The sequence below is a fragment of the Streptomyces sp. 549 genome, from assembly GCF_030124175.1.
Classification (GTDB): Bacteria; Actinomycetota; Actinomycetes; order Streptomycetales; family Streptomycetaceae; genus Streptomyces.
In genome coordinates this window covers 1-26,712 of the sequence record NZ_JASKMT010000002.1, presented here as the reverse complement: position 1 = coordinate 26,712, position 26,712 = coordinate 1, and the positions used below count along the sequence as shown (strand labels likewise).

At 75.1% G+C, this 26,712-nt stretch carries 21 protein-coding genes; 3 read left to right on the top strand and 18 right to left on the bottom strand.

All coding sequences use genetic code 11. The features are described from left to right. Positions 1-118: 118 nt before the first annotated feature. The 4 genes from QNO07_RS02160 to QNO07_RS02145 form a co-directional block, all read right to left on the bottom strand. Positions 119-580, bottom strand: coding sequence for a Crp/Fnr family transcriptional regulator (locus QNO07_RS02160; RefSeq protein WP_283989634.1), 462 nt, complete (start codon positions 578-580; stop codon positions 119-121). Positions 581-593: 13 nt separating this feature from the next. Further along, the gene (locus QNO07_RS02155; RefSeq protein ID WP_283989632.1) at positions 594-1,325 is read right to left on the bottom strand and encodes a CBS domain-containing protein; all 732 of its coding nucleotides are present in this window, start codon (positions 1,323-1,325) and stop codon (positions 594-596) included. 85 nt (positions 1,326-1,410) lie between these two features. Beyond that, entirely contained in the window at positions 1,411-2,265 is an 855-nt protein-coding gene (locus QNO07_RS02150; protein ID WP_283989631.1) for a universal stress protein, read from the bottom strand. Continuing rightward, positions 2,262-5,045, bottom strand: a complete 2,784-nt coding sequence (locus tag QNO07_RS02145; RefSeq protein ID WP_283989630.1) for a bifunctional acetate--CoA ligase family protein/GNAT family N-acetyltransferase — start codon at positions 5,043-5,045, stop codon at positions 2,262-2,264. The genes QNO07_RS02150 and QNO07_RS02145 overlap by 4 nt, the downstream gene beginning before the upstream one ends. 715 nt (positions 5,046-5,760) lie before the next feature. On the opposite strand from QNO07_RS02145, the gene QNO07_RS02140 reads away from it, so the two are divergent. Beyond that, positions 5,761-6,609, top strand: a complete 849-nt coding sequence (locus tag QNO07_RS02140; RefSeq protein WP_283989629.1) for a universal stress protein — start codon at positions 5,761-5,763, stop codon at positions 6,607-6,609. A gap of 28 nt (positions 6,610-6,637) precedes the next feature. Next, positions 6,638-8,374: a sensor histidine kinase gene (locus QNO07_RS02135; protein ID WP_283989628.1), complete on the top strand. Its 1,737-nt coding sequence runs from the start codon at positions 6,638-6,640 to the stop codon at positions 8,372-8,374. 44 nt (positions 8,375-8,418) lie between these two features. Here the strand turns inward: QNO07_RS02135 and QNO07_RS02130 are convergent, their stop codons facing one another. From QNO07_RS02130 to QNO07_RS02075, 12 genes are all read right to left on the bottom strand, one after another. Further along, complete coding sequence (locus tag QNO07_RS02130) at positions 8,419-10,878, bottom strand: glycoside hydrolase family 65 protein (RefSeq protein WP_283989627.1); 2,460 nt, start codon at positions 10,876-10,878, stop codon at positions 8,419-8,421. Then, positions 10,875-11,891, bottom strand: coding sequence for an HAD family hydrolase (locus tag QNO07_RS02125; RefSeq protein WP_502961754.1), 1,017 nt, complete (start codon positions 11,889-11,891; stop codon positions 10,875-10,877). Before QNO07_RS02125 ends, QNO07_RS02130 begins: the two co-directional genes overlap by 4 nt. A gap of 92 nt (positions 11,892-11,983) precedes the next feature. Next, positions 11,984-12,253 carry a hypothetical protein gene (locus tag QNO07_RS02120; protein WP_283989626.1) on the bottom strand — a complete coding sequence of 90 codons (270 nt, stop codon included), beginning with the start codon at positions 12,251-12,253 and terminating at the stop codon, positions 11,984-11,986. Positions 12,254-12,449: 196 nt separating this feature from the next. Further along, entirely contained in the window at positions 12,450-13,028 is a 579-nt protein-coding gene (locus QNO07_RS02115; protein ID WP_283989624.1) for a DoxX family membrane protein, read from the bottom strand. Positions 13,029-13,322: 294 nt separating this feature from the next. Continuing rightward, positions 13,323-14,102: an Rv1733c family protein gene (locus tag QNO07_RS02110; RefSeq protein WP_283989623.1), complete on the bottom strand. Its 780-nt coding sequence runs from the start codon at positions 14,100-14,102 to the stop codon at positions 13,323-13,325. Continuing rightward, a complete protein-coding gene (locus QNO07_RS02105) occupies positions 14,099-16,747 on the bottom strand; it encodes a pyruvate, phosphate dikinase (protein WP_283989622.1) in 2,649 nt (882 codons plus the stop codon). Before QNO07_RS02105 ends, QNO07_RS02110 begins: the two co-directional genes overlap by 4 nt. Positions 16,748-16,895: 148 nt before the next feature. Further along, a complete protein-coding gene (locus tag QNO07_RS02100) occupies positions 16,896-17,465 on the bottom strand; it encodes an SRPBCC family protein (protein ID WP_283989621.1) in 570 nt (189 codons plus the stop codon). Positions 17,466-17,740: 275 nt separating this feature from the next. After that, positions 17,741-18,715 carry an L-histidine N(alpha)-methyltransferase gene (gene egtD / locus QNO07_RS02095; protein WP_283989620.1) on the bottom strand — a complete coding sequence of 325 codons (975 nt, stop codon included), beginning with the start codon at positions 18,713-18,715 and terminating at the stop codon, positions 17,741-17,743. Continuing rightward, positions 18,712-19,719, bottom strand: a complete 1,008-nt coding sequence (locus tag QNO07_RS02090) for a class II glutamine amidotransferase (protein ID WP_283989619.1) — start codon at positions 19,717-19,719, stop codon at positions 18,712-18,714. Before QNO07_RS02090 ends, egtD begins: the two co-directional genes overlap by 4 nt. Further along, the gene (gene egtB, locus QNO07_RS02085; RefSeq protein ID WP_283989618.1) at positions 19,719-21,119 is read right to left on the bottom strand and encodes an ergothioneine biosynthesis protein EgtB; all 1,401 of its coding nucleotides are present in this window, start codon (positions 21,117-21,119) and stop codon (positions 19,719-19,721) included. The genes QNO07_RS02090 and egtB overlap by 1 nt, the downstream gene beginning before the upstream one ends. Next, on the bottom strand, positions 21,119-22,345 hold the full coding sequence (gene egtA, locus QNO07_RS02080; RefSeq protein ID WP_283989617.1) for an ergothioneine biosynthesis glutamate--cysteine ligase EgtA: 1,227 nt from the start codon (positions 22,343-22,345) through the stop codon (positions 21,119-21,121). The genes egtB and egtA overlap by 1 nt, the downstream gene beginning before the upstream one ends. Before the next feature lie 223 nt (positions 22,346-22,568). Then, complete coding sequence (locus QNO07_RS02075) at positions 22,569-23,357, bottom strand: VOC family protein (protein WP_283989616.1); 789 nt, start codon at positions 23,355-23,357, stop codon at positions 22,569-22,571. 475 nt (positions 23,358-23,832) lie between these two features. Between QNO07_RS02075 and QNO07_RS02070 the strand changes: the two genes are divergently transcribed. Continuing rightward, positions 23,833-24,735: an RNA polymerase sigma factor SigF gene (locus QNO07_RS02070; RefSeq protein WP_502961753.1), complete on the top strand. Its 903-nt coding sequence runs from the start codon at positions 23,833-23,835 to the stop codon at positions 24,733-24,735. Positions 24,736-24,988: 253 nt separating this feature from the next. Here the strand turns inward: QNO07_RS02070 and QNO07_RS02065 are convergent, their stop codons facing one another. Further along, entirely contained in the window at positions 24,989-25,387 is a 399-nt protein-coding gene (locus tag QNO07_RS02065; RefSeq protein WP_283989615.1) for an STAS domain-containing protein, read from the bottom strand. Positions 25,388-25,581: 194 nt separating this feature from the next. Continuing rightward, a partial coding sequence (locus tag QNO07_RS02060; RefSeq protein WP_283989614.1) for an ABC transporter ATP-binding protein occupies positions 25,582-26,712 on the bottom strand: 1,131 nt, incomplete at its 5' end.

The following is a 26,712-nucleotide window of genomic DNA, read 5'->3' as shown; positions in this document are numbered from 1 at the left end:
ACGGTGTGCGCCACGCCGCCCTCCCGGCCCTCAACGGGACCGTCAGGGCCGGGGCCGGCGGGGCCGGGGCCGTCGTCCGTCAGCAGCCGCTCGGCGGCCGGGTCGTGCGGTCGGTCCTTCACAGCTGACTCCTCGGGGAGGCGTAGGGGCCGTACACGTCGAGCAGCCGGCTGCGGGCCCGCTGCAGGCGGTGGGAGATGACGCCGGCCACCGCCAGCGTCAGGGCCTGGCCGAGTTCGGAATCCTCCCGGCACAGCAGCCGGACGGCCTCGGCGTCGTACTCGTGGGCCCGCACAGGGCTCACCGCCTCGGCGCCCAGGTGCCAGGAGAAGGGGTCGAACAGCCAGGACCAGCCGAGCAGTTCGCCGTGGCCGATGGTCTCCACGACGACCGGCTGCCGGCCGGGCACGTGCATGTCCAGCGCGACCGAGCCGGAGTGGACCACCCAGAAGCGGTCCGCCCGGCGGCCCTCGTCGAAGATCCGCGTGCCGGCCTCGAACGTCACGTCCCGGCCCAGGGCCCGCAGCCGGTCGCGGTGACCCGGCGGCAGCGACCCGAAGAAGCCCTTCATGGTGCGCATCGCAGTTCCCTCCTCACAGCTTCCTCATCCATTCCTCGGCGATGCCGTGCAGGGCGCGCTCGGTGGGCTGGAGGTGCGAGTCGTCCTCCTCGTAACCGAGTTCGGCGATCACCCCGGCCACTCCGTCGACGCGCTCGGTGAGGCGCTCGGCGATCCGGATCTCGCTGCGCCGGGGCAGCTTGCCGGTGAGCGTGACGACGCCCTCCCTGACGTCCACCCGCAGGTACTGCGGCGGCAGCCACAGCGCCCGCACCAGGACCTCGTCGATGACCTCGCGGCGGATCTCCTCGTCGGACCGCAGGAAGACCCCGAGCAGGTCGCGGCGGGTCACGATGCCCGTCAGCCGCCCCTCCTCGTCGATCACCGGAAGGCGCTCGACGTTGTGCGCGGCCATCAGTCGGGCGGCGTCCACCACCGTCTGCCGGGGCCCGACGGTGACCGCCGGGCTCGACATCAGCTCACCCGCGGTGCGGGCGCCGGCCTTCGCGCGGAGCGCGTGGTCGCGCCGGGCGCCGCGGCTGAGGCGGGCCACCCAGCCGGCCGGCGGGTCGATGCCCTGACCGGCCTGGCGCAGGGTCAGGTCGGTCAGCGACACGACGCCGAGCACCTGCTCGTCCTCGTCCACCACCGGCAGACCGCTGACCCGGTGCCTGGCAAGCAGATCGGCTGCCTCCTTCAGTGGGGTCCCCCGCTCGACCGCGACCACGTCGCGGGTCATGACACTGGCGATCAGGCGGTGCTTCATCTTCTCCTCCTTCGTCTTTCCTGCTCCGCCGCTTTCCGGGCCGCGGACGGTCGGGTCAGTGCCGGACGGGGCAGTGCCGGACGGGTCAGTGCCGGACGGGAACCAGGACGACCGGGCAGTGCGAGTGGTGCAGCACGGCGTGCAGGACCGGGCCGAGCTGCATGCCGAGCCGGTGCTTGCGGTGGTGGCCGCCGACCACGATCACGTCGGCCTCCTTCGACGCCTTCACCAGCTCCCGGCCGGGAGGGCCCTGCACCGTCTCGGTGCGGTACCGCACGTCCGGGTACTTCTCGGCCGTCTGCGCGACGGCGAACTGCGCGATCGTCTGGGCCGCCGCCTCGTGCTGGACGTCCTCCGGGTTGGGCGAGAAGTCGAAGGCGTGTACCACGTGCAGTTCCACGCCGTGCCGCTTGGCCTCCTCGAAGGCGAACTCGATCGCGGCGGGGTCGGTGTCCCCGTCCACCCCGAGCAGCACCCGGTTGTGGTCGCGGCGGCCGTCGCCGCGGACCACCATCAGCGGGCCGGCGGTGTGTGCGGCGACGCGCAGGCTCACCGAGCCGAGCAGCAGCCCGACGAAGCCCCCGTGGCCGCGGCTGCCGACGACGGTGAGCACCGCGCCCTCGCTGCCGTGCACCAGCGCCTCGGCCGCGGCCTTGGACGTCATGGACGGGATGACCCGCAGCTGCGGGTGCCGCTCGCGCAGCTTGTCACCGGCGTGTTCCACCAGGTGGCGGGACCGGTCGTGGAGGGTGGTGCCGGAGTGGTCGCCCTCCTCCGGGGGCAGCAGCTCCCAGGGCCAGCCGCAGAGGATCTCCAGCGGCGCGTCCCGCAGGACGGCTTCCTCGGCGGCCCGCTCCAGGGCAGCGGCGGAGTGCTCGGAGACGTCGAAGCCGACCAGGACACGAGGGGACAGGGGCGTGGTGTGAGCGAAGTCGGTCATCGTTCTCCTCCAGGGTGGGGGCGCTCGCGGAGCCGGCGCAGATACGGATCGTGCGCGGCACGCGGGAGCAGCCGGATTCTCACGTCGAGCGGCATGGTGGTCGTGGGCCCGGCGAGCACAGGGTTGAACTCGGCCTCGGCGAGTTGCGGCAGGTCGCAGGCCATCGCGGAGAGCCGGTGCAGCAGGCCCTCCAGAGCTGGCAGTTGGGCGGTGCGTCCGCTGCGGTAGCCGAAGAGCAGCGGTGCGCAGCGCGGGGACGTGATCAGATCGTGCACGTCCCGGTCGGTGAGCGGGGCGAGGCGGGCGGCGTGGTCGGCGAGCAGTTCGGTGACGGTGCCGCCGAGTCCGAAGAGGACCAGCGGGCCGAACACCTCGTCCTGCACGACTCCGGCCACCAGTTCGGTGCCGCGCGGCGCCATCGGCTGCACGACCGCCCCGGCGAGCACGTCGCCGAAGGTGCCGCGCAGGTCGCGGAACGCCTCACTGACCTGCTCGGGGCCGTCCAGGTCGAGCCGGACGGCCCCGACGTCGGACTTGTGGACCAGGCCCGGCCAGGACGCCTTGAGCGCGATCCGGCCGCCCAGCGCGCGGGCCGCGGCGGCGGCCTCCTCCTCGTCGGTGGCCCACGCCCACGGCGGCTGCGCGATGCCGTAGGCGTCGAGCAGGGCGCCGCACAGCTTCGGGTCGGCCCAGCCGCCCTGCGGGTGCCGGTCGAGGTACTCCTCGACGAGGGCCGTGGCGGTGGCAGGGTCGGTGCCCTCCAACTCCGGCACGGTGCCTGCGGGCCGGGCCCGCCAGCGGCCGTAGCCGGCGGCGTGGGCCAGGGCGGCGGCGGCAGTGGTCGGGTCGGCGTAGGCGGGCACCGCCCGGTCGCCGGTGGCTCCGGGGGCGTCGCTCCCGGAGGCGGCGTCTCCCGGAGTGCCGGGGGTGCGCAGCATGCGCACGGTGGCCTCCTGGCCGGGCAGTACCGCGACGACCGGACGGCTCCGGTGCCCGGCCGGGGGAACCAGGACCTTCGTCGGATGGTTTCCGGCCGCCGCGGGGACAGCGGTGGGCACCAGCGCGACCAGGACCGCGTCGACCGCGCCGTGCCGGTCCAGCAGGCGCAGGCAGCGGTCGAGTTGTCCGGCCGTGACGGCCGCGGTGGCGTCCACGGGGTTGGTGGCGCTCGCGCCACCGGGCAGCACCCGGGCCAGCTCGCCGATGAGCGGCGCGGGAAGTTCGGGCACGGTCAGTCCGGCTTCCACGAGCGCGTCGGCGGCGAGTACGGCGGCGCCGCCCGCGTTGGAGACGACCGCGACGCGGAAGCCGGCGGGCAGCGGCTGCGAGTGCAGCAGGGCTGCCGTCGCGGTGAGTTCGGCGAGCGAGCGGGCCGCGATCACACCCGCCTGGGTGAACAGCGCCTGCCTGGTGACGGTCGGGGTGGCCATCGCCGCGGTGTGGGTGGCGGCGGCCCGGCGGCCGGCCTCGGACCGGCCCGCGTCGACGGTCAGCACCGGCATGTGCCGGGCGAGGCGGCGGGCGGTGCGGGAGAACGCCCGCGGGTTGCCGAACGACTCCAGGTGCAGCAGCGCCATGTCGGTGCGCCCGTCGCCCTCCCACCACTGGAGCAGGTCGTTGCCGCTGACGTCGTACTTGTCACCGAGCGAGACGAAGGTGGAGACGCCGATGCCCAGCCGGGACAGCGCGTCCAGCAGCGCGATGCCCACCCCGCCGGACTGCACGGCGACCCCGGCGGTCCCGGCGGCCGGCGCGGACGCGGCGAAGGTCGCGTCGAGCGAGAGGCCGTCCTCGGTGTTGGCCAGCCCCAGGCAGTTGGGGCCGACGAGCCGCATGCCGTGTGTGCGGCAGGCGTTCAGCAGCGCGGCGCCCTCGGTGTCGTCCAGGCCGGCCGACACCGCCAGCAGCGCCCGCACGCCCAACCGTCCGCACTGCTCGGCCACTTCGGCCAGCGAGTGGGCCGGCACGGCCAGCACCGCCAGGTCGGGCGCCTCGGGCAGCTCCTCGACGGAGGCGCGCACCGGCACGTCGCCGACGGTCGCCAGGTGGCGGCTGACGGCCTGGAGCGAACCGGTGAACCCGTGCTCGACCAGGTTGTGCAGCAGGGCGCGGCCCACGGAGTCCGGACTGCGTCCCACCCCGACCACGGCCACCGAGCGGGGCCGCAGCAGCGGTTCCAGGCTGGCCGTGTCGGCGTGCCTGGCGCGGCTGTCGACCGCCGTCAGGTAGTTCTCGTCCGGGTCGAGCGAGATGAGGCAGCGCACCTCGGTGCCGTCCAGGGTGCGGGTGGTGTGCAGGCCGATGTCGGCGACCAGTTCCAGCAGGGCGGTGTTCTCGGCGAGCGCGTCGGCGGTGAAGGCCCGCAGGCCGTCGTTGCGGGCCAGGTGCGCCAGGTGCTCCAGCAGCAGGGTGCCCACCCCGCGGTGGTGCCAGGCGTCGGCCACGGCGATGGCCATGTCGGCGGTGTCGGGGTGGTCCGGGTCGCGGTGGAACTCGGCGGAGCCCAGCACCTCGTCGCCGACCAGCGCCAGCAGCGCGCGCTCACCGCGCCGGCCGGCCGCACAGATGCGTTCCGCGGACCGCTCGGTGACCCGGCGCCCGCTGCCGAAGAAGCGGTAGCGCAGGTGCTGTGCGGTCATGCCCTCGTACATCCGCAGCACCGCGGCCCGGTCGGCCGGACGCGCCTCCCTGAGCTGCACGGTGGTGCCGTCGGCCAGCAGCGCGTAGGCGGCCTGAGGCGCTGCCTGCGAGCGGGCTGAGGTGGACACGGGGGGTGTCATCGCGATCTCCCGGTTGCCTGGGCGGTGTCGCCGGTGCGGTGGTGGACCGTTCCGGTCGTGCTCGGCGTCCGCCGCGAGCCCTGCGGTCCGCTGCTGACACCTCCACGGTCCGCCACGGCGCCGCGGAGCCGCAGGGGCCGGATGGGCCCTACCGGTGGGCAGACCGGCCCTCCGCCACCGGGACCCCGGACCCCGCGTTCCGGGACCCCGCGTTCCGGGACCGGGTACCTCACCGCGCGTCGGCCATTCCCCGGCGGACGGGGGCGGGGACGGGGCTGACGGGACGTATCGGGCACAGGGAACGCGCGCGGGCGGGCGGGACGCGTGGCACGGGAAGACGCGCGGCACGGGAACGGCACCCGGGCCGCGTCGGCGGCCCGGGTGCCCGAGGGTGGGGCGGCCCGGCCGGGTACCCACCTCTGCACCGGTGGTCGGGACGGTCGGTGACGTCCGTGAGCCGCTCGGTCGGACGTGCCGCACCTGCCGGTGAGGTGGCCGGGCGGGCCGCCGCACGGAGACCGGGTCACCCCCCACGAGTGCCGCAGTCCGTGCTTTCCTCGACACCCAGAGTGAGGGACGGACGGCTTCTGCGCATGGGGCCGTTCGGCCCTTCTGCGGGTACCGGCTGACCCTGCACGGGCGACGGCCCGACGGACCAGGCTGGGGGGCCTGGTGCCGGACGGACCGGACCGGGGCGGGCGGGAGGCGGACCGACATGCAGCGACGCGGACCAGTGGTGGTGGGGGTGGACGGTTCGCCGACGGCTCTCACCGCGGTGGACTGGGCGGCCGACCGGGCGCAGCACGACACGGTGCCGCTGGTCATAGCGCACGCCTTCCTGTGGGACCGCCACCAGGGCGACGACCGCTCCCCGGCGGAACGGCTGCGCAAGCGGTCCATGCTGGTGGACGCGACCGGACGGGCCGGGCAGCGGGCCCCGGCCGTGTCCGTGGCCACCGAACTGCTCGCCGAACCCACCGTGTCCGGTCTGCTGCACGCCGCCCGGAACGCCTCGCTGCTGGTACTCGGCTCACGCAGGCGCGGCACGCTCGCCTCCCTGCTGCTGGGGTCGGTCGGCTCCGGCGTCGCCGCCCAGGCGCGCTGCCCGGTGGTGGTGATGCGCGGCCGGGTGGGCGTCAGCTACGGCAGCCGGCCCCGCGTGGTGCTCGGCGTGGCCGACCGCACGGACGCAGGGGCGGCGGTCTTCGCGCTGGACGAGGCCGAGCGGCTGGGCGGGGAGGTGCTGGCGGTCCGGGCCGGGCGGCCGGACGCGCCGCCCGCGGAAGGCACCGGCGCCCCGTGCGGCGAGCAGCCGACCCCGGCGCGGCGGACCGCGACGCAGGTGCTGGCGGAGGCGCCGCGCTCACACCCCGGGGTGCAGGTGGAGCACCGGCACGTCGAAGGGCCCGCCAAGACGGCGCTACTGGACGCCTCCTACGGCGCGGAGTTGCTGGTGGTGGGGGCCGAGGGGCGGAAGGGACGCAAAGGTATCGGCCTGTCCTCGGTGCATCACGCCATACTGCACCGCGCGCACTGTCCGGTGGCGGTGGTTCCTCTAGGCTGAGGTCACAGGGCGACACTCCGGAGGTCCGATGCCCGATGAGACCGGTGGCCATGGGCTGACCTCGCGGCCGGGTCTTCCGCAGTTGAGGCTCGACCAGTTGCTGGACGAGCTCCAGTCCCGGCTGGACGCAGCGCGGACGACGCAGGACCGCATGCACAGCCTGCTGGAGGCGGTGCTCAGCGTCGGCCGCGAGCTGGACCTCGCCCAGGTGCTGCGGCGGATCGTGGAGGCGGCGGTCGCGCTCACCGACGCCGAGTACGGCGCGCTGGGTGTCATCGGCGACCACCAGCGGCTTTCGCAGTTCCTCCCGGTGGGCATCTCCGAGGACCTGGCCCGGCAGATCGGGCCGCTGCCGTCCGGCCACGGCATTCTCGGCGAGCTGATCCGCAATCCGCAGCCGCTGCGCCTTGAGGATCTCGCGGACCACCCGGCCAGCCACGGCTTCCCCGACAACCACCCGCCGATGCGCTCCTTCCTCGGAGTGCCCATCCGGGTGCGCGACGAGGTCTTCGGCAACCTGTACCTGACCGAGAAGCACGGCGGCGCCCAGTTCGACGCCGACGACGAGGCCGTGCTCACCACGCTGTCCGTGGCCGCCGGTGTCGCCATCGACAACGCCCGCCTCTACAACGAGAGCCGGCTGCGGGAGAAGTGGTTGGAGGCCAGCGGGGAGATCTCCCGCACACTGCTGTCCGGCGCCAACGCGCAGACCGTGCTGCGCATGATCGCCCAGCACGCCCTCAAACTGGCTCATGCCGACTCGGCGTGTGTGCTGCTGCCGTCGGGCGAGCAGGGCTCGCTGCGGGTCTCCGTCGCGGAGGGCGCCGAGGCCGACCGGCTCACCGGCCTGGTCGTGCCGTTCGACGACTCGCTGGCGAGCGAGGCCGCGCGCACCGGCAAGCCCAGCACCACCACGGACATCCGGTCCTCCGGCCACGGCTACAACTTCCCCGGGCTGGAGCGACCGCACGGACCGACGGTCGCGGTGACCCTGTTCTCCCCGCAGGAGCAGGCCCCCGGCGCGCTGCGCCTGGCCCGGTTCGCGGGCCGAGCCTCGTTCAACGACAACGAGGTGGAACTGCTCTCGGTGTTCGCCGCACAGGCCGCGCTGGCGCTGGAGTTGGCCCGGCACCGGGCCGAGTCGGACCAGCTGGTGCTGCTCCAGGACCGCGACCGGATCGCCCGCGACCTGCACGACCTGGCGATCCAGCGGCTGTTCGCGACCGGCATGACGCTCCAGAGCGTGGGTCGGCTCATCGACCGCCCCGAAGCCGCCGAGCGGGTCACCCGGGCGGTGGACGACCTCGACGAGACCATCAAGATCATCCGCTCCACCATCTTCGCGCTTCGCTCCGAGGGCTCGGCCCCCGGTGACCAGGGCCTGCGCGGCCGGATCTCGGCGGCCGTGAACAGCGCGAACCGCACGCTCGGCTTCACCCCCTCCCTGATCATGGAGGGCACGCTGGACACCGACGTGCCGCCGGAGACCGGGGACCACCTGCTGGCGGTGCTGGCCGAGGCGCTGAGCAACACCGCGCGGCACGCCAGGGCGCGCCGCATGGAGGTGACCGTCACCGTCGCCGACGAGCTGGTGCTGACGCTCACCGACGACGGCGTGGGCATCGGCGCCAACCAGCACACCGGCGGGCTGACCAACATGCGCAGCCGCGCGGAACTGCTCGGCGGCTCCTTCACCGCCGAGCCCGCCCTGGACGACGGCACCGGCACCCACCTCGTGTGGTGCGTCCCCCTCTCCTCGGACTGACCGCACCCCGTCCGCCGGTCGCCCGTCCCGTCCGTCACCCGCCGTCAGCAGTCCGCCAGCCCGTCCGTCAGCCGTCCTTCGCGGACCGGGGACTCGGCCGGGGACTCGGTCGGCGCGGGCGCGGGCTCGGACAGTTCGACGCGGCGGGACTCGCCCGGCGGCACGGTGAACGTGCGGCCCGGGACGACGAAGTGGACCGGTGCCTGGGCCGAGCGCGGCAGGCCCACGTGCAGAGTTCCGTCCCGCAGTTGGATGCGCACACCCCAGTAGCCGCGGTAGCGCACCGAGAAGCCGAACCCGGAAAGTTCCGGCAGCGGCGCCGGGTCGAGCCACAGGGCGTCCTCGCGGGCCTCCAGGCCGGTCAGGCCGCGCTGCACCAGGTCCAGCGTCCCGGCCATCGCGCCCAGGTGGATGCCCTCCTCGGTGGTGCCGCCCTGGATGTCCGCGACGTCGCCGCGCAGCGCCTCCTGGGCGAACTCCCACGCCCCCGGCCGCCGCGCCCTGGCCAGCACCCAGGCGTGCACCAGCCCGCTGAGCGTCGAGCCGTGGCTGGTGCGCCGCAGGTAGTGGTCCACCGTGCGCTGCCACAGCGCGTCGTCCATCGGGTAGCCCAACCGCCGGAACAGCGCGGTCAGTTCGGCCGGGGAGAAGAGGTAGCCGAGCATCAGGGCGTCGGCCTGCTTGGAGACCTGGTAGTGGTTGACGCTGTCGCCCTCGGACTCCAGGATGCGGTCCATGCGGCGGATGTCGCCGTAGCGATCCCGGTAGGCGTCCCAGTCGAGTTCGGCCAGCTCGCCGTAGCCCTCGAACTGGCTGATCACCCCGGCGTGGAACGGCACCCGCAGCTTGCGCGAGACGTCCTCCCAGCGGTCCCGTTCCGCCGTGTCCAGCGCGAGCTGCTCGGTCAGTTCCGCCAACCGCGGCGCGGGCAGGTTGCGCATCAGTTCCAGCGCGCGGGCCAGCACCCAGGCCGCGGTGACGTTGGTGTAGGCGTTGTCGTCGATGCCGGGGGTGTCGGCGAGCGGGTACGCCTCGTGGTACTCGTCCGGGCCGACCACCCCCCTGATGCGGTAGCGGCCCTCCCCCGCGTCCCAGGTGGCGGCGTCCGCCCAGAACCGTGCGACCTGGAGCAGCGTCTCGGCGCCCTCGTCGTGCAGGAAGTCGGTGTCCCCGGTGGCCTGGCAGTACTGCCACACGTTGTACGCCACCGCGGAACCCACGTGGTGCTGGAGGTGGGAGTGGTCGGGGAGCCAGCGGCCGGAGCGCGGGTTCAGGTGCAGGGTCTGCGTCTCCTCGCGCCCGTCGCTGCCGCTCTGCCACGGGAACATCGCCCCCCTGCGCCCCGCGTCGTCCGCCGCGCGGCAGGCGGCGGGCAGCCGTCGGTGCCGGTAGCTCAGCAGCGCCCGGGAGACCTCCGGCAGGTGCAGGTTGAGGAACGGCAGCACGAACAGCTCGTCCCAGAAGACGTGCCCCCGGTACGCCTCGCCGTGCAGACCGCGGGCGGGCACACCCGCGTCCAGTCCGGCCGTGTGCGGCGACAGCGTCTGCAGCACGTGGAACAGGTGCAGCCGCAGGATGCGGCCCGCCTCCCCCGGCACCGACAGCTCGGTCCGCCGCCACACCCGGTCCCACGCGTGGCGGTGGGAGGAGAGCAGCACGGGGAACTCCGCGGCGCGGGCGACGCGGTCCCTCGCGGCGTGCAGCGGGTCGCTGATCGCCCGGTCCCTGGAGGTGTGCAGCGCCACGGTCTTGTCGACGCTCGCGGGCACGCCGTCGGCGAGCGGCACGGTCAGCAGGGTCGACGCGCGGCTCTCACCGAGGTCGGTGCCGGTGGTGGCGGTGTCGACCGACACGCGGGTGCGGGCGGCCAGCGCCACCGTGATCGCCGACTGCGTGGTGCGGCAGCGCAGCCACACGTCACCGTCCGCCGTCACCCCGGTGCTCAGGCCGGTGAGGTGCTGCCCGGCCAGCGCCCGGTACCGGGCCACGCCCTCGTTGCGCACGTCCCCGTCGAGTGCCGACTCGACCTCGACCGAACCGGACCAGCCCTCGGCGGTGAACGTGGTGCGCAGCGCCGCCAGATGGGGGTCGCCGAGGTGGACGAGCCGGCACTGCCGGACGCGGAGCCGACGCCCCTCGCGGTCCTGGACCAGCATCGTGCGGGACAGCGTGCCGGCCCGCAGGTCGAGCGTCTGGCGGTACTCCAGCGGCGCGTCCGCGTCGGGTGTCCACCACGGCTCGTCGGAGTGCGTGCGGAAGCGCAGCGGAAGCCAGTTGGGCAGGTTGACCGCGTCCTCGTTCTCCACCTGCCGGCCCGCCACCTCCGAGACCAGCCGGTTGTAGCACCCGGCGGCGTACGTCCCCGGGTAGTGGGCGTCGGACGCGGTGGCCTCGGGCGCGGCACCCCTGGTGGCGAAGACGCCGTTGCCGACCGTGCACAGCGCCTCCCGCAGGCGTTCCTCCTCGGGCCGGTACCCCTCGTACTCCCACAGCCAGTCGGTCATGCCGGTCCCCCTTCGTCCTCGGTGTGCGCGTTCCTGTTCCTGTGCCGGTCAGCTTCTTCGGCGTGCGCGTTCTTGGCGTGCGCGGCTCCGGCGGTCTCGTCCAGCAGCTCGGCGAGGTCGGTGACCACCAGGTCGGCGCCGTGCTCGTGCAGGGCGGCGGCGCCCCCGCCGGTGTCGGGGTCCCCGGCGGGACCGGCGGGCGGGTCGGCGGGGTCGGCCGGGTGGGCGGGGTCGCGGTCAGCGCGGTACACGCCGACCACCAAACCGAAGCCGCCGCGCCGGCCTGCCTCGACCCCGGCCAGCGCGTCCTCGACGACCGCGGTCTCCCGGGCCGGCGAACCGAGCCGTCGGGCGGCCTCCTCGAACAGCGCCGGATCGGGTTTGCCGGGCAGGCCCAGGCGGGCGGCCTCGTTGCCGTCCACGACGGTGACCAGCAGGTCGAGCACATCGGCCCGGCACAGCAGGTCCCGGGCGTGCCGGGACGCGGACACCGCCGCGCACGGCACTCCGGCGCGGTGCAGGGCGCGCAGCAGCCGGACCGTGCCCGGGTAGGCCGGTACGGCACGGCTGCCGCCCTCGGCCAGCGCCGCGGTGAACAGGCGGTCCTTGGCCCCGGCCACGGCAGCCACGGTCTCCGGCGGCAGGTGAAGCCCTCGGGAGGCCAGGAAGTCCGCGGCGCCGTCCAGGCGGGACTTGCCGTCGACGTACCGCAGGTAGTCGGCCCGGACGTCGAACGGACGGAAGGCGTCCCGTCCGTCCTGGGCGGGCTCCCTCCGGGCGGGGTGGTCGGCGCCTCCCCTGCCGGGGTGGGCGGCGGGGTGGTCGGCCCGGTCGGCCTGCTCCCGCAGGAAGTGGTCGAACGCCTGCTTCCAGGCGGCGGCGTGCAGCCGGGCGGAGTCGGTGATGACGCCGTCGGTGTCGAACACCACCGCCCGTACCGTGCGCAGTCGCGCGCCCGGGACGGCGGTGTCCTCGCCGGTCGATCGCGGGTCGGCCGGTGTCGCTCCCACCACGTTTACTCCTCTCGGCGGGCCGCGGTCGCGGCGCGCGGCGGTGGCCCGCCGGGTACCCGCGCGGGCCGGGTCGTCCCCGTGCGGGCGCGGGGTCAGCCGCGCACCCGGGACAGGTGGCGGGCGACCGGGTCGGCCCAGACGGCCGCACCGGGCCGGGTCGGGTCGGAGACGGCGGCGGTGAAGACGGCGGTGGCGACGGAGCGGCCGGGCCGCCCACCGGTGACCGGGTCGAGCACGGTCACCGAGCCGCCCGCCACCCGCAGCCCGGGTGTCCGGGCGCGTAGCCGGGCGGGCACCGGTGCCGTGGCGCCGCGGTCCGCCCGCGGCAACTGCGCGGCGGGGTCCGGACCGACGTGCGCCATGCTGTCCTCCGACGGACGGGGCGGCGGCTGTCGCGCCGCCTTCCGTGGCCCGGCACCTCGCCGGCCCCACCGGAGCGGCACGCGGTCCGCCCGGCTGTCCGTCCAGGTTCGTCCGCCGGAGCCGCCGGCAGCAGGGGCCGACCGGCCCTTCCAGGGGCCGGTCGGCCGGTGCGGGTGCGGGTCGCCGCGGAGCGGGTCACCGCAGCCAGGGGGTGCGGGCGACGAGCGGCAGCCGGGCCCAGGCGCGGCCCAGTCCCCAGACCCCGCCCGCGGCGGTCAGCGCCAGCACGACCAGGACCGCCGCGTAGATCACGTGGTACTCCACGAGCGGGTTGACCGACATGCTCGGGGTGCCGTCGGACAGCTCGCGGGCCGGCGGCCACTCCGCCACCCACATCAGCGCCATCATCAGCGTGCCCGAGGCGGCGGCGAGCCGCAGGGCGACCCCGGCGACCAGCGCGGTGCCGATCGCGAGCAGGCCCAGCATGAACAGCCAGTCCGCCCAGGCGGTGCCGGCCCAGGAGTGGAACGTGGACTCCAGGGGGCCGACCTTGACCTGGCCCAGGTAACCCTGCGTGGGTGACCCCCCGTTGATCCAGGCCCGCTCGGACGTGGTGGCGTAGCCCCAGCCGAAGACCTTGTCGAAGAACGCCCAGAGGAACAGGAAGCCCATCAGGAGGCGGAGCGCCGCCAGGGCCCTCCCGGCAGCGGTCGGCGTCTCCGCGAGGCCGGTGGTGGTGGGTGCGGTCGGGTTCTGTTGCCGGTGCAGCGTCATGAGCGTTCCCTCCGTGGATGCCCGCCGCCCGGTCGTCCGGTTCGGCATGTACACGATCCCGCGCACGGGGAACACCGAGCAGGGGCACAACAGGCCCTGCCCGTCCGCCGAACGTCCCTCTCTCTGTAGCCGGTTGGCCCTGCCGGAGGCCAACCGGCGTGATCGCGCAGCCCGTTGCGGGAGTGCCGGACACCGGAACACCCAGCGCCGGAACACCCAGCGATGGAACGCCCGGCCGCGCGTCACCCCGGGCGGGCTGTCGGTACGGGCAGGGACGGCCCCGGAGGCACGGCTCTACCGGCCGGACGGGCCCGGCGGCGGTCCGTCCGGGCCGCCGGGGGCGACCGCGCCGGGGGACGCCGAGCCGGGGGACGCGGCAGGTCCGGGCGGCGGTGTGTCCGCCGGTCCCGGCGGGCCGGGCGCCGGACCCCTGCCCGTGGCGCCCTCCTGCCACCACGGGCCCAGCTCGGCCCACTCGAACTCCCACTGCCGCGCCCGCCGCCGGTCGATGAGCGCGACCGCGCCGTGCCGCAGCGCCACCACCGCGGCACCCACCAGGGAGGCGGCCAGCACCGCCGTCATCGCGCCCTGCCCGACAGCCTCCCCCGGGCTCGGCGGCTCCGGTACGAACCGGTCGCCGCCGTCGACCCACAGCGTGACGTGGCTGCCTGCGGGCCGTCCGGGCTCCACCAGGGTGCGCGCGGTGCGCGGCACCCCGCTGCCGTCCGTCCACCGCACCTCGGCGTGCACCCGGGCGCCGGGACCGCCGCCCTCGGAGGGCGGCGCGACCGCCGGGTCGGAGGGCTCCAGCAGCACCGCGGCGACCGGGCGGTGCTCGTAGCGCTGCGCGGCGAGCTGCTGGGTGACCGACAGGAACATCATCACCGCCGCCGTGGCCGTGCCCACGACCAGCAGCACGGCCGTCAGCAGCGCCACCCACGCCTCCAGGACGTCGGAGGGGCGCCGCAGCGGGTTGCGCCGCCACCGCCAGCCGACCAGTCTGCGGGTGTTCACGCCCTGCCCGCTCGTGCCGGGCCCGCTCACGCCCTGCCCGTTCATGCCGTGCCCGTTCATGTCCCCACCTCCGCCCGCGCCGGCCCAGCCAGGGCGGCCCGGCCGGCCTCCAGTCGGGCGACCGGCACCCGGTACGGCGAGCAGGACACGTAGTCCAGGCCGAGGCGGTGGAAGACGTGCACCGACTCGGGGTCGCCGCCGTGCTCACCGCAGACGCCGGTCTCCAGGCCGGGCCTGGCTTCGCGTCCCTCCGTGACGGCCAGGCCGATCAGGCGGCCCACGCCCTCCTCGTCGACGGTCTCGAACGGGGACACGGCAAGCACGTTCTGCGCCAGGTACTCCGGCAGGAAGGAGCTCTCCGCGTCGTCCCGGGAGAAGCCCCAGGTGGTCTGCGTCAGGTCGTTCGTGCCGAAGGAGAAGAAGTCGGCCTCCGCGGCGATCCGCCCGGCGGTGAGAGCGGCGCGCGGCAGTTCGATCATGGTCCCGACGGGGCAGCTCACGTCGATGCCGGTGCTCGCGGTCACCTCCGCGAGCACCCGCTCCACCTCCGCGCGGGCCAGGGTGAACTCCCGCACGGTCGCGACCAGCGGGATCATGATCTCCGCACGCGGGTCACCGCCCGCCCGGCGGCGCTCCGCCACGGCCTCCGCGATGGCCCTGGCCTGGAGGGCCATCAGGCCCGGCACGGTCAGGCCCAGGCGGACCCCGCGCAGGCCCAGCATCGGGTTCTGCTCGACCGAACGGCCGGGCAGGAACTCGTGCAGCGGCGGGTCGAGCAGCCGGATGGTGACGGGAAGGCCGTCCATCGCTTCGAGAATGCCGGTGAAGTCGGCCCGCTGCGGAGGCAGCAGGGCCTCCAGCGCCGTCTTGCGGGCGTTGTCGTCGGAAGCCGTCAGCAGTGCCTCGACGAGTTGGCGGCGTTCGCCGAGGAACATGTGCTCGGTCCGGCACAGCCCGATGCCCTGGGCGCCGAACCGGCGGGCCAGCGCCGCGTCCTCGGGGGTGTCGGCGTTGGCGCGGACCTCCAGCCGGCGCACTGCGTCCGCCCGGCCCAGCAAGCGGTGCACGGACCGAACGGTCAGCGCCTCCGCGTCGGCGTCCGTGTCGCTGCCGGAGTCCGTACCGGTGCCGGTGTCGGGGGCGGCAGTCCGGGCGTCGGCGGTCCCGGCTTCGGCAGCCGCTCGGGGTGCGTCGAAGGAGCGGACGAGCGGGGAGTCGGTGAGCGGCAGGGCTCCCAGGTGCACGGTGCCGGCGGTGCCGTCCACGGAGACCACCGTGCCCTCCTCCACCACGGTCCCGTCGAAGGTGGTGAAGCGGCGCGCGTCCTCGTCCACCCTCAGCGACTCGGCCCCGCAGACGCAGACCCGGCCCATGCCGCGGGCCACGACCGCGGCGTGGCTGGTCTTGCCGCCGCGGCTGGTCAGCACCGCCCGTGCGGCGATCATGCCGGGCAGGTCGTCGGGGTTGGTCTCCTGCCGGACCAGGACGACGGCCTCGCCGCCGGCCGCGCGGCGCACCGCGGTCGCCGAGTCGAAGACCACGGCGCCGACCGCTGCGCCGGGCGAGGCGGGCACGCCGCGCGCCAGCACCGGGGCGGTGCCCTCGTGGGTGAAGCGCGGGAACATCAGCCGGCCCAGCGCGGCGCCGCTCAGCCTGCCCAGGGCCTCGTCCTCACTGACGCGGCCCTCGTCGACCAGTTGCCCGGCGATGCGGAACGCGGCCTCCGGGGTGCGCTTGCCGACCCGGGTCTGGAGCATCCACAAGGTGCCGCGCTCGACGGTGAACTCCACGTCGCAGAGGTCGCGGTAGCGGTCCTCCAGCAGTTCCAGGCAGGACCGCAGCCGGTCCCAGGCGGCCGGGTCGAGCCGTTCCAGCTCCCGCACCGGTAGCGCGTTGTGGCTGCCGGAGACGACGTCCTCGCCCTGCGCGGACGGCAGGTAGTCGCCGTACACGCCGGGCCGGCCGGTGGCCGGGTCGCGGGTGAAGGCCACCCCGCTGCCGGAGTCTGCACCGAGGTTGCCGAAGACCATCATCTGCACGTTGACCGCGGTGCCCAGATCGTCGGGGATGTGCTCGCGCCTGCGGTAGACCCGGGCGCGCTCGCCGTTCCACGAGCCGAAGACGGCGTGCACGGCCCGCCGGAGCTGTTCCGCCGGGTCCTGCGGGAAGTCGGCACCGCTGTGCTCGCGGATCAGCCGCTTGAACGCGGTGACCTGTGCCTCGGGGTCGTGCTCGGTCTCCCGGACCCGGGCGAACTCCTGGGCGTCGATGCCGAGCACGGTGGCGCCGAACATCTGGAGCAGCCGCCGGTAGCAGTCGTACGCGAACCAGGTGTCGCCGGAGTGCCTGGCCAGCGCGGTCACCGTGGTGTCGTTGAGCCCGATGTCGAGCACCGTCTCCATCATGCCGGGCATGGAGAAGCGCGCCCCGGACCGTACCGAGAGCAGCAGCGGGTCGTCGGCGTCGCCGAGGCGGCGCCCGGCCGCGTCCTCCAGCGCGGCGAGCCGGTCGGCCAGCTCCCCGGCCAGCTCCTCCGGCTCCGTGCCGGACTCCAGGTAGGCCCGGCAGGCCTCGGTGGTGACGGTGAAGCCGGGCGGCACGGGCAGTCCCATGCGCGTCATCTCGGCGAGGTTGGCGCCCTTCCCGCCGAGCAGGGCCGCCATGTCCTTGGTTCCCTCGGAGAAGTCGAGGATGTAGCGGGCCATCGCAGGGCCTCCGCGTCGTCGGGTCGCTGACAATTCCAGCGTGCGAGGCGGAGGGTCCGACCGGCAGGGGCCGGTGGTCCCCGTCAGGGCCCGACCGGCCCTCCCCCGTCGGTGCGGGGTGCGGGCGGGAGGTCGGCCAGGTGGCCGGTCAGACGTGGGTGGCGGGGAGGCGGAAGCGGCGGGTGGGGCGGCGGTGCTGGGCGCGGGGGCGCGGGGTGATGGCCTCGATGCAGGCGAAGCCGGGCTCGAAGCCGATCTCGGCGGTCTCCTCCGTGCCGGTGAGCACGTCGTGCAGCCGCTGGGCGTCCTCGGGCAGGTCGCGGCGCCAGCCCATGGCGACCACCGGCCACAGCGCGAGCATGCCGCCGGCGAGGTGGCTGGTGACCTGGAGGCCGACCCGGCAGCCGCGGCCCTGCGGCCACACCCGGAAGTCGTAGCGCGGCAGCTGCGTGCCCAGCGGGGTCCACATGCGCTCCCCGACAAAACCCACCCGGTTGCCGGGCTCGTAGGCGCAGCACGCCAGCCGGAAGTCGCGGTGCCGTCCGGGGAAGCGGTACTGGTAGGTGCATCCCTCGCCCCACACCGGACCGCCCGGATCCTCCGGGCGGATCTCCATCACCCCGGAGTGCCAGCGCGGAAGGTTAGCCCCGTCGGCGAGGAACCAGAACACCTCGTCGACGGGCAGGGGAACGGACACATAGACCTGTACCTGCGGCATGCGGCACCTCCTACGAGCGGGTTCCCACCTCTGCCGTGGTAAGCCCCGCTCCCCGACCCGGGTGTACCTGTTGATCCCAGATTCGGGTGGTACGCGCGCCATGTCGCCCTGAACTGGGCCATTCGGGCGACGAACGGCCGCGTGCACCCGTTCGGGTGACGGCCGATGGGACGAGCCCCGGTCCGGGCGCGGTCCCTCCCCCGGTCCCGGCCCCGGTCCCGCACCCGCCGGGACCCGGCCGAACGGGTGAGGTCCGGCCGGGTCCTGGCAGCGGGTCAGACGGGACGGGCCAGCAGCACCGCGAACCGGTCGGCCCGGTCCGTCCACCAGTGCGAGACGGCGAAGCCCGACCCGGCGAGTTCGGCGGTGAGTTCGGCCTCGCGGAACTTCACCGAGATCTCGGTCCGCAGCTCCTCACCGCGCTCGAACTCCACGTCGAGGTCCAGGGCGGGCAGCCGCACCGACTGGCGCGCCCGGGACCGCAGCCGCATCTCGATGCGGGACTCGGCCTCGTTCCACAGCGCCACATGGGTGAACGCGTCCGGGTCGAAGTCGGCGCCGAGTTCCCGGTTGAGCACCCGCAGCACGTTCTTGTTGAACTCCGCCGTCACGCCCTGCGAGTCGTCGTAGGCCGGCACCAGCACCTCGGGCGGCTTCACCAGGTCCACGCCCAGCAGCACGGCGTCGTCCGCGCCGAGCTGCCCCCGAAGCGCGCCGTAGAAGGAGCGCCGGGCGCCGGCGTCCAGGTTGCCCAGGGTGCCGCCGAGGAACGCCACCAGCACCGGCCCGTCGGCGGGCAGCGTCAGGTCCGTCTCGTAGTCGGTGACGGCCGCCGCGACGCGCAGGTCCGGGTAGTCGGCGACGAGCGACGCCCCGGCCTCGGCGAGTGCGTCCTCGCTGACGTCCAGCGGCGCGTAGCACTCCAGGCCGGACCGCTGGCGCAGCGCGTCCAGCAGCAGCCGGGTCTTGCGGGAGGAGCCGGAGCCCAGCTCGGCCAGGGTCCGCACCCGTCCCGCGGTGTCGGCGATCTCCGCCGCCCGGTCCTGGAGGATCTGCTGCTCGGCACGGGTCGGGTAGTACTCGGGCAGCGTGGTGATCTCCTCGAAGAGCGCACTGCCGCGCCCGTCGTAGAACCACTTGGGCGGCAGTGTCCTGGGCCGGGCGGTGAGCCCCTTCAGCACGTCTGAGCGCAGCGCGTCCGCGAAGTGGCCGGGCGGCAGCCGGTGGTCGAGGGTGAAGTGTGCGGTCATGCGGGGCGGGTCCTCTCGACGGCTGCGCGGGCCGGCGCCAGCGCGAGCGTGCGTACGGCGGTGGGGGTGGCGGTCAGCAGGGAGCCGTCGGGCACTTCCTGCCAGCCTGGCCCGGTGTCCGGTTCGGAGGCGACGAGCACTCCTCCGGACGCGGTGCCCCCGCGGGGGTCCGGCAACGAGCCGGCCGGAAGCCGCGTCGGGGTGCCGGGCACGTGCCCGGCGGTGGTGGGGGCGCGGTACCAGAGTGTGTCGCCGCAGCGGGTGGCGGTGACGGTGGCGCCGTCGGTGAGCAGCAGGTTCAGCCGGGCGCCGGGGCGCACGGCGGAGATCCGCCGGGTGAGACCTGCGAGCACGTCCCCGGCCGGCTCGCCCGCACGCAGGTCCCTCAGCACCAGCGCCCACAGCAGCGCCGAGTCGCATCGGGCCTCCAGGCCGAGCAGTTCGGCCGGGTCCACGGTGAGACCCAGGTCGGCGGGCAGCCGCTCCCAGTCGGGTATCGCGCCGTTGTGGCTGAACAGCCAGCGGTCCCCGGCGAAGGGTGCGGCTGCGGCCTCGTCCTGGCTGGTGCCGGGCGTGGCGTCGCGGACCGCGGCCAGCACCGCGGTGCTCCGCAGGGCGCGGGCCAGGTCGGGCAGGTTGGCGTCGGCCCAGATCGGGACCGCCCGCCGGTAGCGGGCCGGACGGCCGGCGGCGCGGTGGTCCCCACGGTGGGCAGGGTGCCCGGACGGGCGTGCGGAGGGACCGGTGGCGGGGTCGGGATCGGTGGCGGGGTCGGGATCGGTGGCGGGGTCGGGGCGTGCGGCGGGGTCGGGGCGGGCGGCGGGATCGGGGCGTGCGGCGGGATCGGGGCGGGGGTACCAGCCGATGCCGAAGCCGTCCGCGTTGACTGTGCCGTACCGCTGCCTGCGCGGCGCCCAGGACTGCTCGTAGAGCCCGCCGGCCGGGCCGGTGACCACGTCGGCCAGCGCCACCGGCGGACCGAGGTAGGCGAGGTGGCGGCACATCAGGCGGCCCCTGCGGAACGGCAGGTGCGGAACCCGGCGAAGATCTGGCGCCGGACCGGGTGGTCCCAGTTGCGGAACGTGGCCCGGCAGGCGACGGGGTCGGTGCCGAACGAGCCGCCGCGCAGCACCTTGTAGCCCTCCGGGCCGGAACCGGCGCCGAAGAACACCTGCGAGTACTCCCGGTAGGGGAAGGACTCGAACCCCGGGTAGGGCGCGAAGTCGGAGGACGTCCACTCCCAGACGTCACCGAGCAGCTGCCCCGCGCCGCAGGGCGCGCGGCCCGCCGGGTAGGCGCCGGCCGGTGCGGGTTGCAGGTGGCGCTGGCCGAGGTTCGCGTGCTCAGCGCCCGGCTCGGCGTCGCCCCACGGGTAGCGCAGGTCGCGGCCGGTGGCCGGGTCGTGGCGGGCGGCCTTCTCCCACTCCGCCTCGGTGGGCAGCCGCCGCCCGGCCCAGCGGGCGTAGGCGTCGGCCTCGTACCAGGAGACGTGCAGCACCGGTTGCCCGTCGGGCACCGGCTCGACCCGCCCGAAGCGGCGCCGCAGCCAGCCTCCGCCCTCCTGCCGCCAGAAGAGCGGCGCCTGCATGCCGGTCCGCTGGACCTGCGCCCAGCCGTCGGGATGCCACCAGCGTGCGTCCCGGTAGCCGCCGTCCTCGACGAACTGCCGGTAGGCGCCGCAGGTGACGGGGGCGGAGTCCAGCCAGAAGGCGGGCAGCCGCAGCCGGTGCGCGGGCCGCTCGTTGTCCAGCGCCCAGGGGTCGTCGTCCGTGCCCATGGTGGACGGGCCCTCGGGGACCAGCACTTCGGCGGGCAGCCCGGCCGGGTCCGCGGCCGGGGGCGGCGGGTCGGCCAGTACCGCGGGGCCGCGGCGGAGCTGGTGGGTGGCGAGCATCGTCTCGTCGTGCTGCTGCTCGTGCTGGGCGACCATGCCGAAGACGAACCCGCCGTCGAACAGCCGCGGACCCTCAAGCGGCACGCCGGCCAGCACGTCGAGGGCCCGCTCCCGCACCTCGCCGACGTAGGCGCGGGCCTGGTCGGGCGGCAGCATCGGCAGGGCGGGCCGGTCGGCGCGCGGAGTCCGGAACGCGTCGTAGACGGCGTCCAGGTCGGGCCGCAGCGGGGGCCGCCCGCCGGCTCCGCGCAGCAGCCAGATCTCCTCCTGGTTGCCGACGTGCGCGAGGTCCCAGGCGAGCGGGGACATCAGCGGCGAGTGCTGGGCCATCAGCTCCGCCTCGTCGAGGCAGTCGGTCAGGCCCAGCGTCCGGGCCCTGGCCCGGGTCAGCGCGGTGTGCGCACGGGCCCGGACGGCCTCCGGGGTGCGGGGGCGGGCGGGAGTCGGGGCCGGGGCGGGGGGTGCCGGGTGGTGGGGGCGGGGGGTCCCGAGGTGGTCCTGCCGGGGCATCACAGGGCTCCTAGTCGGTCGTCGGCGGGGCAGCGGCCCCGCTCGGCGTAGCGCTCGGCGAAGGCGGCGACCGCACGGTGCGGCACGCCGCCGGGGGCGGTACGGCCCAGGGCCGCCTCGGCCGCGGCGACGCATTCGCGCACCGCCGGTCCGAGCAGCGGGTCGGCGGGGCCGTGGCGGGCGGCCCTCAGCCAGATGTCGCCGCCGGTGAGCGGTTCGGTGGCGGCCATCGCGGCGTCGGCGGCCCGCGGGTCGTCGAGCAGGGTGCTGGTGACGGCCGTGGCGGCGATCCAGCCGTCATCGGGCTGGGCGTCGATCATCCGCAGCTCCAGCCAGCCGCGGGGCCGGACGGGCGGGAAGAGCGTGCCCAGGTGGTAGTCGAGGTCGGCGACCGTCGGCGGCCGCTCGGCGCAGCCGCCGCGCAGCCAGGACCGGAACGTCAGGCGCGGTGGCGCGGTCCAGTCGGCCGGGCCGGGCCCGTCGGCGTGCCGCCGCAGGCACAGCAGCGGGGCGTCCAGCGCGTAGCGGGTCCACGCCGTGCGGGGTTCGCCGTTCGGTGCGGGCGGGCGGGTGCGCGCCGGGTCGGTGTCTGCCCAGACGCGCTGCCGGGTGGAGACCCAACCGGTGGGGCGGCCACGCCACAGCGGCGAGTTGGCGAACGCGGCGACCAGGACCGGCCCCAGCCGGTGGGCCAGCCGCCAGCGGTGCCGGTAGCCGGTGGGGCCGTCGGAGTCGTCCCCGGCGTCGAGGCTGACCTGGACGGCGGCGGTGGCGCGCATCATCGTGCGCCCCCAGGGCCCCTCCCGGTCGAAGTGGGCCTCCATCGCACGGTAGCGCGGGTCGTCGAGCACCCGCGGCGGGGTGCGGAACGGGTCGAGTCCCTGGCCGTCGAGCACCACGCCCGAGCGGGCGAGGGTGTCGCGGAGAACGGCCAGGTCGGCTGCGGTGGTGGACACGCAGTCGGTGAGGGAGTCGCCGGGCGCCGAGCTGAGTTCCAGCTGTCCGCCGGGCTCCCGGGTGAGTCTGCCGCGGCCGGGCAGCGCTCCGGGGTGGAAGAGGGGTGCCAGGCCGGGGTCGAGTCGCGCGGCGGGCACCTGGGCGGTCGGGTCGTCACGGTCGTGCACGAGCCATTCCAGCTCGACACCGACACGTCGCGGCGGGCCGGTCTTGAAGCAGATCCCGCCGATGTGGTCCTCGGCGTCGGATTCGGACAGGGCGGTGTCCATGGCGTCTCCTCGTCGGTTGCGGCCCATGGCACTGACCCCCGCAGGGGCGCACAAGGCATGTGTCTGCCCCGCGGGGGTCTCTTGCGAAACATCGCGGCGCATGCTCTCACCGGCCGTTCCCGCCGGGCCCGGGTCCGTCCCGCCCGGTGCGGCCGCGGTGCCCGGCAGGTCAGCGACACCGCCGGGCGCCTCCGGACGCCGCCGGGTGGCGGTGCGGGGGCCGTCAGCGTGTCGCCGGGGCCTCGCCGACGGTGGTGGCGGGGTCGACGACGTGGAAGCGGGCGCCCTGCGGGTCGGCCACCGAGGCGAGCCGGCCGTACGGTGTGTCCGCCGGTCCGAACTCGACCGTCCCGCCGAGCCGCCGGACGGTCTCGATCGCGGCGTCGCAGTCGGACACGGCGAAGTACACGGCCAGGTGGGCCGGGAGTTCGTCGGGGAACTCGTCCGTCATGCGCATCCGGCCGGCGACCTGCTCGCCGTCGGTCTCCCAGATGCGGTAGTCGACCGTGTCGTCGTCCAGTTGGGCGCCGCGGAAGGGGAAGACGGTCTCGAAGAACGTGTCGACCGCTTCTGGCTCGCGGGTGAGGACCTCGGTCCAGATGTAGGAGTTCGGCTCGCCCTCCCGCTGGAAACCCTGGTGGGTGCCGGGCTGCCATACCCCGAACACGCCCCCGCCGGGCGGCTGTGCGATCAGCATGCGCCCGAAGTCGCCGACCGTCATCGGCTCCTGGAGCACCTGCCCGCCCTGGTCGGTGATGCGGGCCGCGGCGGCGTCGGCGTCGGAGGAGGCGAGGTACACCGTCCACGCGGCCGGCATGTCAGCGCCGGGCATCGGCGGCGACAGGGCCGCGACCAGCCGGCCGTCGGACTCGGCCTGCGTGTAGCCGCCGTACTCAGGCGCGGCCTGCTGGAACGTCCAGCCGAACAGCTCACCGTAGAACTTCCTGCCCGCTTCCAGGTCGGGCAGCACCGCGTCGGCCCAGCAGGGCACACCCTCGGCTCGTCCGGACATGACCGCGCCCTTTCGCCCGGTGGCCGCCCCGGCGGGCAGGCCGTCTGGTGCCACGCTAGACCCGCCGGGGCGATCCCGCCCCTCGCGCGGCGGGCGGGTCAGACCGGGCCCGCGGGCCGGGCCCGCCAGGTCCCTCCGCGGGTCCTTCGGCGGCTTCGGGCGGGTCGGTGCAGTAGGTGCTGAGGCCGGTGACCTGAAGAGCGCGGGCCACGGCGCCGGTCACACCGGTGAGCCGCAGAACGCCCCGGACCGCGCACAGCCGACGCACCATGATCAGCCAGCACCCCTCTGACCTGGCACGGAGCATTCGGCGTCATTCTTCCGAGTGCGCGGGCCGACACGGGGAAGGAGGTCCAGTGACGTACGCGTGCCCGACGTGACGCACACCACACCGGCATCTTTCTTCAGCGGACTGCATAGGCGGTGGGTCCCCGGGTACGCGATTGTCGTCCGACAAACGTCCTGGGAGGGCTTCGTGAACGTCACCGAATCCACCGGCCTGCGCTCGCCGCACGCAACGGAAACGGCTGAGGTCCCCGCTGCGGACCTCCCGACCGAAGAGGTCAGCACGGACCTTCCGCTGGTGGTGGAGACCCAGCGGGTCGCGCCGAAGGACGCCAGGGAGATGTCCCGGCTGTTCCTCGCGCGGCTGCAGACGCTGGAAGAGGGCACTCCGGAGTACCAGTACGCGCGCAACACCCTGATCGAGATCAACCTCACCCTGGTCCGCTACGCGGCACGCAAGTTCCGCAACCGCACCGGCGACACCGAGGACATCGTGCAGGTCGGCACGATCGGCCTGATCAAGGCCATCGACCGCTTCGACCCGTCCCGCGAGGTGGAGTTCACCACCTTCGCCGTGCCGTACATCATGGGCGAGATCAAGCGCTTCTTCCGCGACACCAGCTGGTCGGTGCGCGTGCCGCGCCGCCTGCAGGAGCTGCGCATAGACCTGGCGAAGGCCCAGGACGACATGTCCCAGCGGCTGGGCCGCGCGCCCACGACCGCGGAGCTGGCCGAGCGGCTGAACCTCGAAGAAGAGGAGATCATCGAGGGGCTGGTCGCCAGCAACGGCTACACGGCCGGCTCGCTGGACACCACTCCCGACGAGAGCGGCGACGGCAGCGCCGGCCCGTCGGTGGCCGACCGGCTGGGTGAGATCGACCCGGCCCTGGAGTGCGTGGAGAACCTGCACGCCCTGCAGCCGCTGATCGCCCAGCTCGACGCGCGGGAGCAGCAGATCCTGGAGATGCGCTTCGGCTCCGAGATGACGCAGTCGCAGATCGGCGAGGAACTGGGCCTGTCGCAGATGCACATCTCACGGCTGCTGACCCGCACCCTGACCAAGCTGCGCAAGGGCCTGCTCACAGATCGCTGACCGGCCAGGACCGTCCCGGGCCAACCGGGGACCCCCGGGACCTGCCGGACGCCCGGCCCCGCCGACAGACACCGCCGCCCCGGGTGGTGGACCTCCTCATCTGAGGCGGTCCACCACCCGGGGCGGCTGCGTCATGCCCGCGGAAAGCCCGCGGGGCCGGGCCGAGGGGCCGGTCGTGTCGGACCGGTCGTGTCGGACCGGTCGTGTCGTGTCGTGTCGGACCGAGTCGGGTCGGGTCGGGTCGGGTCGTGGGTCAGACGGGGGGGTCGATGGGCGGCGCGGGCGGGGTGTCGGCCACCGCCTCGGGCACGGACGCGTAGGTGCGCAGCACCGCGTCCGCCCCGCTGACCCGCAGCAGCCGTCGCACGCCCTCGGACGGCGAGGCCAGGCGCAGGTCGCGGTCGGCGTGCACCTGGAGCAGGACGTTCAGAGCCGTCGAGTCGGCGAAGGTGACGCCGGACACGTCGGCCACCGTGCACACGCTGCCCTGCCGTTCGGGGTCGTCGAACGCCGCGCGCAGCACCTCGACCGTGTCGAGGTCGAGCTCCCCTTCCACCACCACGACGTAGGCGCCGTCCTGGACGTAGCGGGCCGCCACGGCCGCGCGGGGCCGGCCGGGGCCGGTCTGAGAACTCTCCTGCACTGAAGACATGCGCTGATTATGGCCGCCGAACAGCGCCCGGCCCAGCGGTTCGGACGGCCAATCCCGCAGCGGCACCGCCCGGTTCCGCTGACCGCACCGCGCGGGAGCGCCACGGCGGGGACGAGCGGGGCTTCGGGTGCCTTCCGGAGGGAGTGGTGAGCCCGGTGGGGGTGGTGAGCCCGGTGGGGGTGGTGGGCCGGGGGTCACTGCGGGACGAGGGTCACCTCGGTTGCCTTCACGCTGCTCCACACCGCGACGCCCTCGGCCAGGCCCAGTTCGGCGGCGGACTGCGGGGTGATCTCGGCCACCAGGTCCGGGGCCGAGCCGGAGGCCACCAGCACCCGCATCCGGCTGCCCACCGCGACGATCTCCCGCACCGTGCCCGGCCACACGTTGCGCGGGCTGCCCGCGGGGCGCTCCCGGTGCAGGGACACCGCCTCCGGCGGGAACACCGCCAGCGCCTCCCCGTGCGGGGGCAGCGGGTCGGCGGCGACCAGCCGGCCGCCGTCCGCCGGGTCCAGTCCGCCTTCGGTGGTGGTGCCCGGCCAGGCGTTGCGGCCCAACATGCGCGCCACCCACGGCGACCGCGGATGCCGGGCGACGTCCTGCGGCGGTGCGTCCTGTACCAGGCGGCCCTCCTCCAGCACCAGAACCCGGTCGGCGAGCGACACCGCCTCGACCGGGTCATGCGTCACCAGCACGCAGACGCCGCCGAAGTCGGCGAGGTGGGTGCGCAGCGTGTGCCGCACCCGGGCACGGGTCGTCTGGTCGAGCGCGGCCAGCGGCTCGTCCAGCAGCAGCAGCCGCGGCCGGGCCGCCAGCGCCCGCGCCAGGGCCACGCGCTGCGCCTGGCCGCCGGAGAGCTGGGCGGGCCGCCGCCGCGCCAGGTGCCCCACACCCAGCCGGTCCAGCCAGTCCTGCGCGGACCGCACCGCCTCGGCCCGGCGGACGCCGCGCGCCCGCAGCCCGTAGGCGGTGTTGGCCAGCGCCGACAGGTGCGGGAACAACGCCCCGTCCTGCGGCACCCAGGCGACCTGCCGCCGGTGCGGCGGCAGCGCGCCCGCTTCCAGGTCACCGAGCCGCAGGTCGGCCCGCGCCCGGGGCGTCAGCCCGAGCAGCGCCCGCAGCAGCGTCGTCTTGCCGGCGCCGTTCGGTCCGACCACCGCCAGCGTGGTGCCCGGTACGGCGTCCAGCGTCAGCGTGGTGAATCCGGTGACGTCCGCGTGCAGCGGCCACCGGGCCACAGCCGGGGCGGACCCGCTCCCGGCACGCGGGGCGGAGGGGTCGGGGGCGGACGGGTCGGGCTCGGGCGGTTCGGGGGCGGACGGTTCAGG

Bases quoted from the DNA above. Each gene is read 5' to 3' on its own strand.
- QNO07_RS02160 (WP_283989634.1), bottom strand. From the start codon at position 580: ATGCGCACCATGAAGGGCTTCTTCGGGTCGCTGCCGCCGGGTCACCGC.
- QNO07_RS02100 (WP_283989621.1), bottom strand. From the start codon at position 17,465: ATGCCGCAGGTACAGGTCTATGTGTCCGTTCCCCTGCCCGTCGACGAG.
- QNO07_RS02145 (WP_283989630.1), bottom strand. From the start codon at position 5,045: ATGACACCCCCCGTGTCCACCTCAGCCCGCTCGCAGGCAGCGCCTCAG.
- egtA (WP_283989617.1), bottom strand. From the start codon at position 22,345: ATGGACACCGCCCTGTCCGAATCCGACGCCGAGGACCACATCGGCGGG.
- egtB (WP_283989618.1), bottom strand. From the start codon at position 21,119: ATGCCCCGGCAGGACCACCTCGGGACCCCCCGCCCCCACCACCCGGCA.
- QNO07_RS02065 (WP_283989615.1), bottom strand. From the start codon at position 25,387: ATGTCTTCAGTGCAGGAGAGTTCTCAGACCGGCCCCGGCCGGCCCCGC.
- QNO07_RS02115 (WP_283989624.1), bottom strand. From the start codon at position 13,028: ATGACGCTGCACCGGCAACAGAACCCGACCGCACCCACCACCACCGGC.
- egtD (WP_283989620.1), bottom strand. From the start codon at position 18,715: ATGACCGCACACTTCACCCTCGACCACCGGCTGCCGCCCGGCCACTTC.
- QNO07_RS02155 (WP_283989632.1), bottom strand. From the start codon at position 1,325: ATGAAGCACCGCCTGATCGCCAGTGTCATGACCCGCGACGTGGTCGCG.
- QNO07_RS02110 (WP_283989623.1), bottom strand. From the start codon at position 14,102: ATGAACGGGCACGGCATGAACGGGCAGGGCGTGAGCGGGCCCGGCACG.
- QNO07_RS02105 (WP_283989622.1), bottom strand. From the start codon at position 16,747: ATGGCCCGCTACATCCTCGACTTCTCCGAGGGAACCAAGGACATGGCG.
- QNO07_RS02075 (WP_283989616.1), bottom strand. From the start codon at position 23,357: ATGTCCGGACGAGCCGAGGGTGTGCCCTGCTGGGCCGACGCGGTGCTG.
- QNO07_RS02120 (WP_283989626.1), bottom strand. From the start codon at position 12,253: ATGGCGCACGTCGGTCCGGACCCCGCCGCGCAGTTGCCGCGGGCGGAC.
- QNO07_RS02150 (WP_283989631.1), bottom strand. From the start codon at position 2,265: ATGACCGACTTCGCTCACACCACGCCCCTGTCCCCTCGTGTCCTGGTC.
- QNO07_RS02090 (WP_283989619.1), bottom strand. From the start codon at position 19,719: ATGTGCCGCCACCTCGCCTACCTCGGTCCGCCGGTGGCGCTGGCCGAC.
- QNO07_RS02130 (WP_283989627.1), bottom strand. From the start codon at position 10,878: ATGACCGACTGGCTGTGGGAGTACGAGGGGTACCGGCCCGAGGAGGAA.
- QNO07_RS02135 (WP_283989628.1), top strand. From the start codon at position 6,638: ATGCCCGATGAGACCGGTGGCCATGGGCTGACCTCGCGGCCGGGTCTT.
- QNO07_RS02140 (WP_283989629.1), top strand. From the start codon at position 5,761: ATGCAGCGACGCGGACCAGTGGTGGTGGGGGTGGACGGTTCGCCGACG.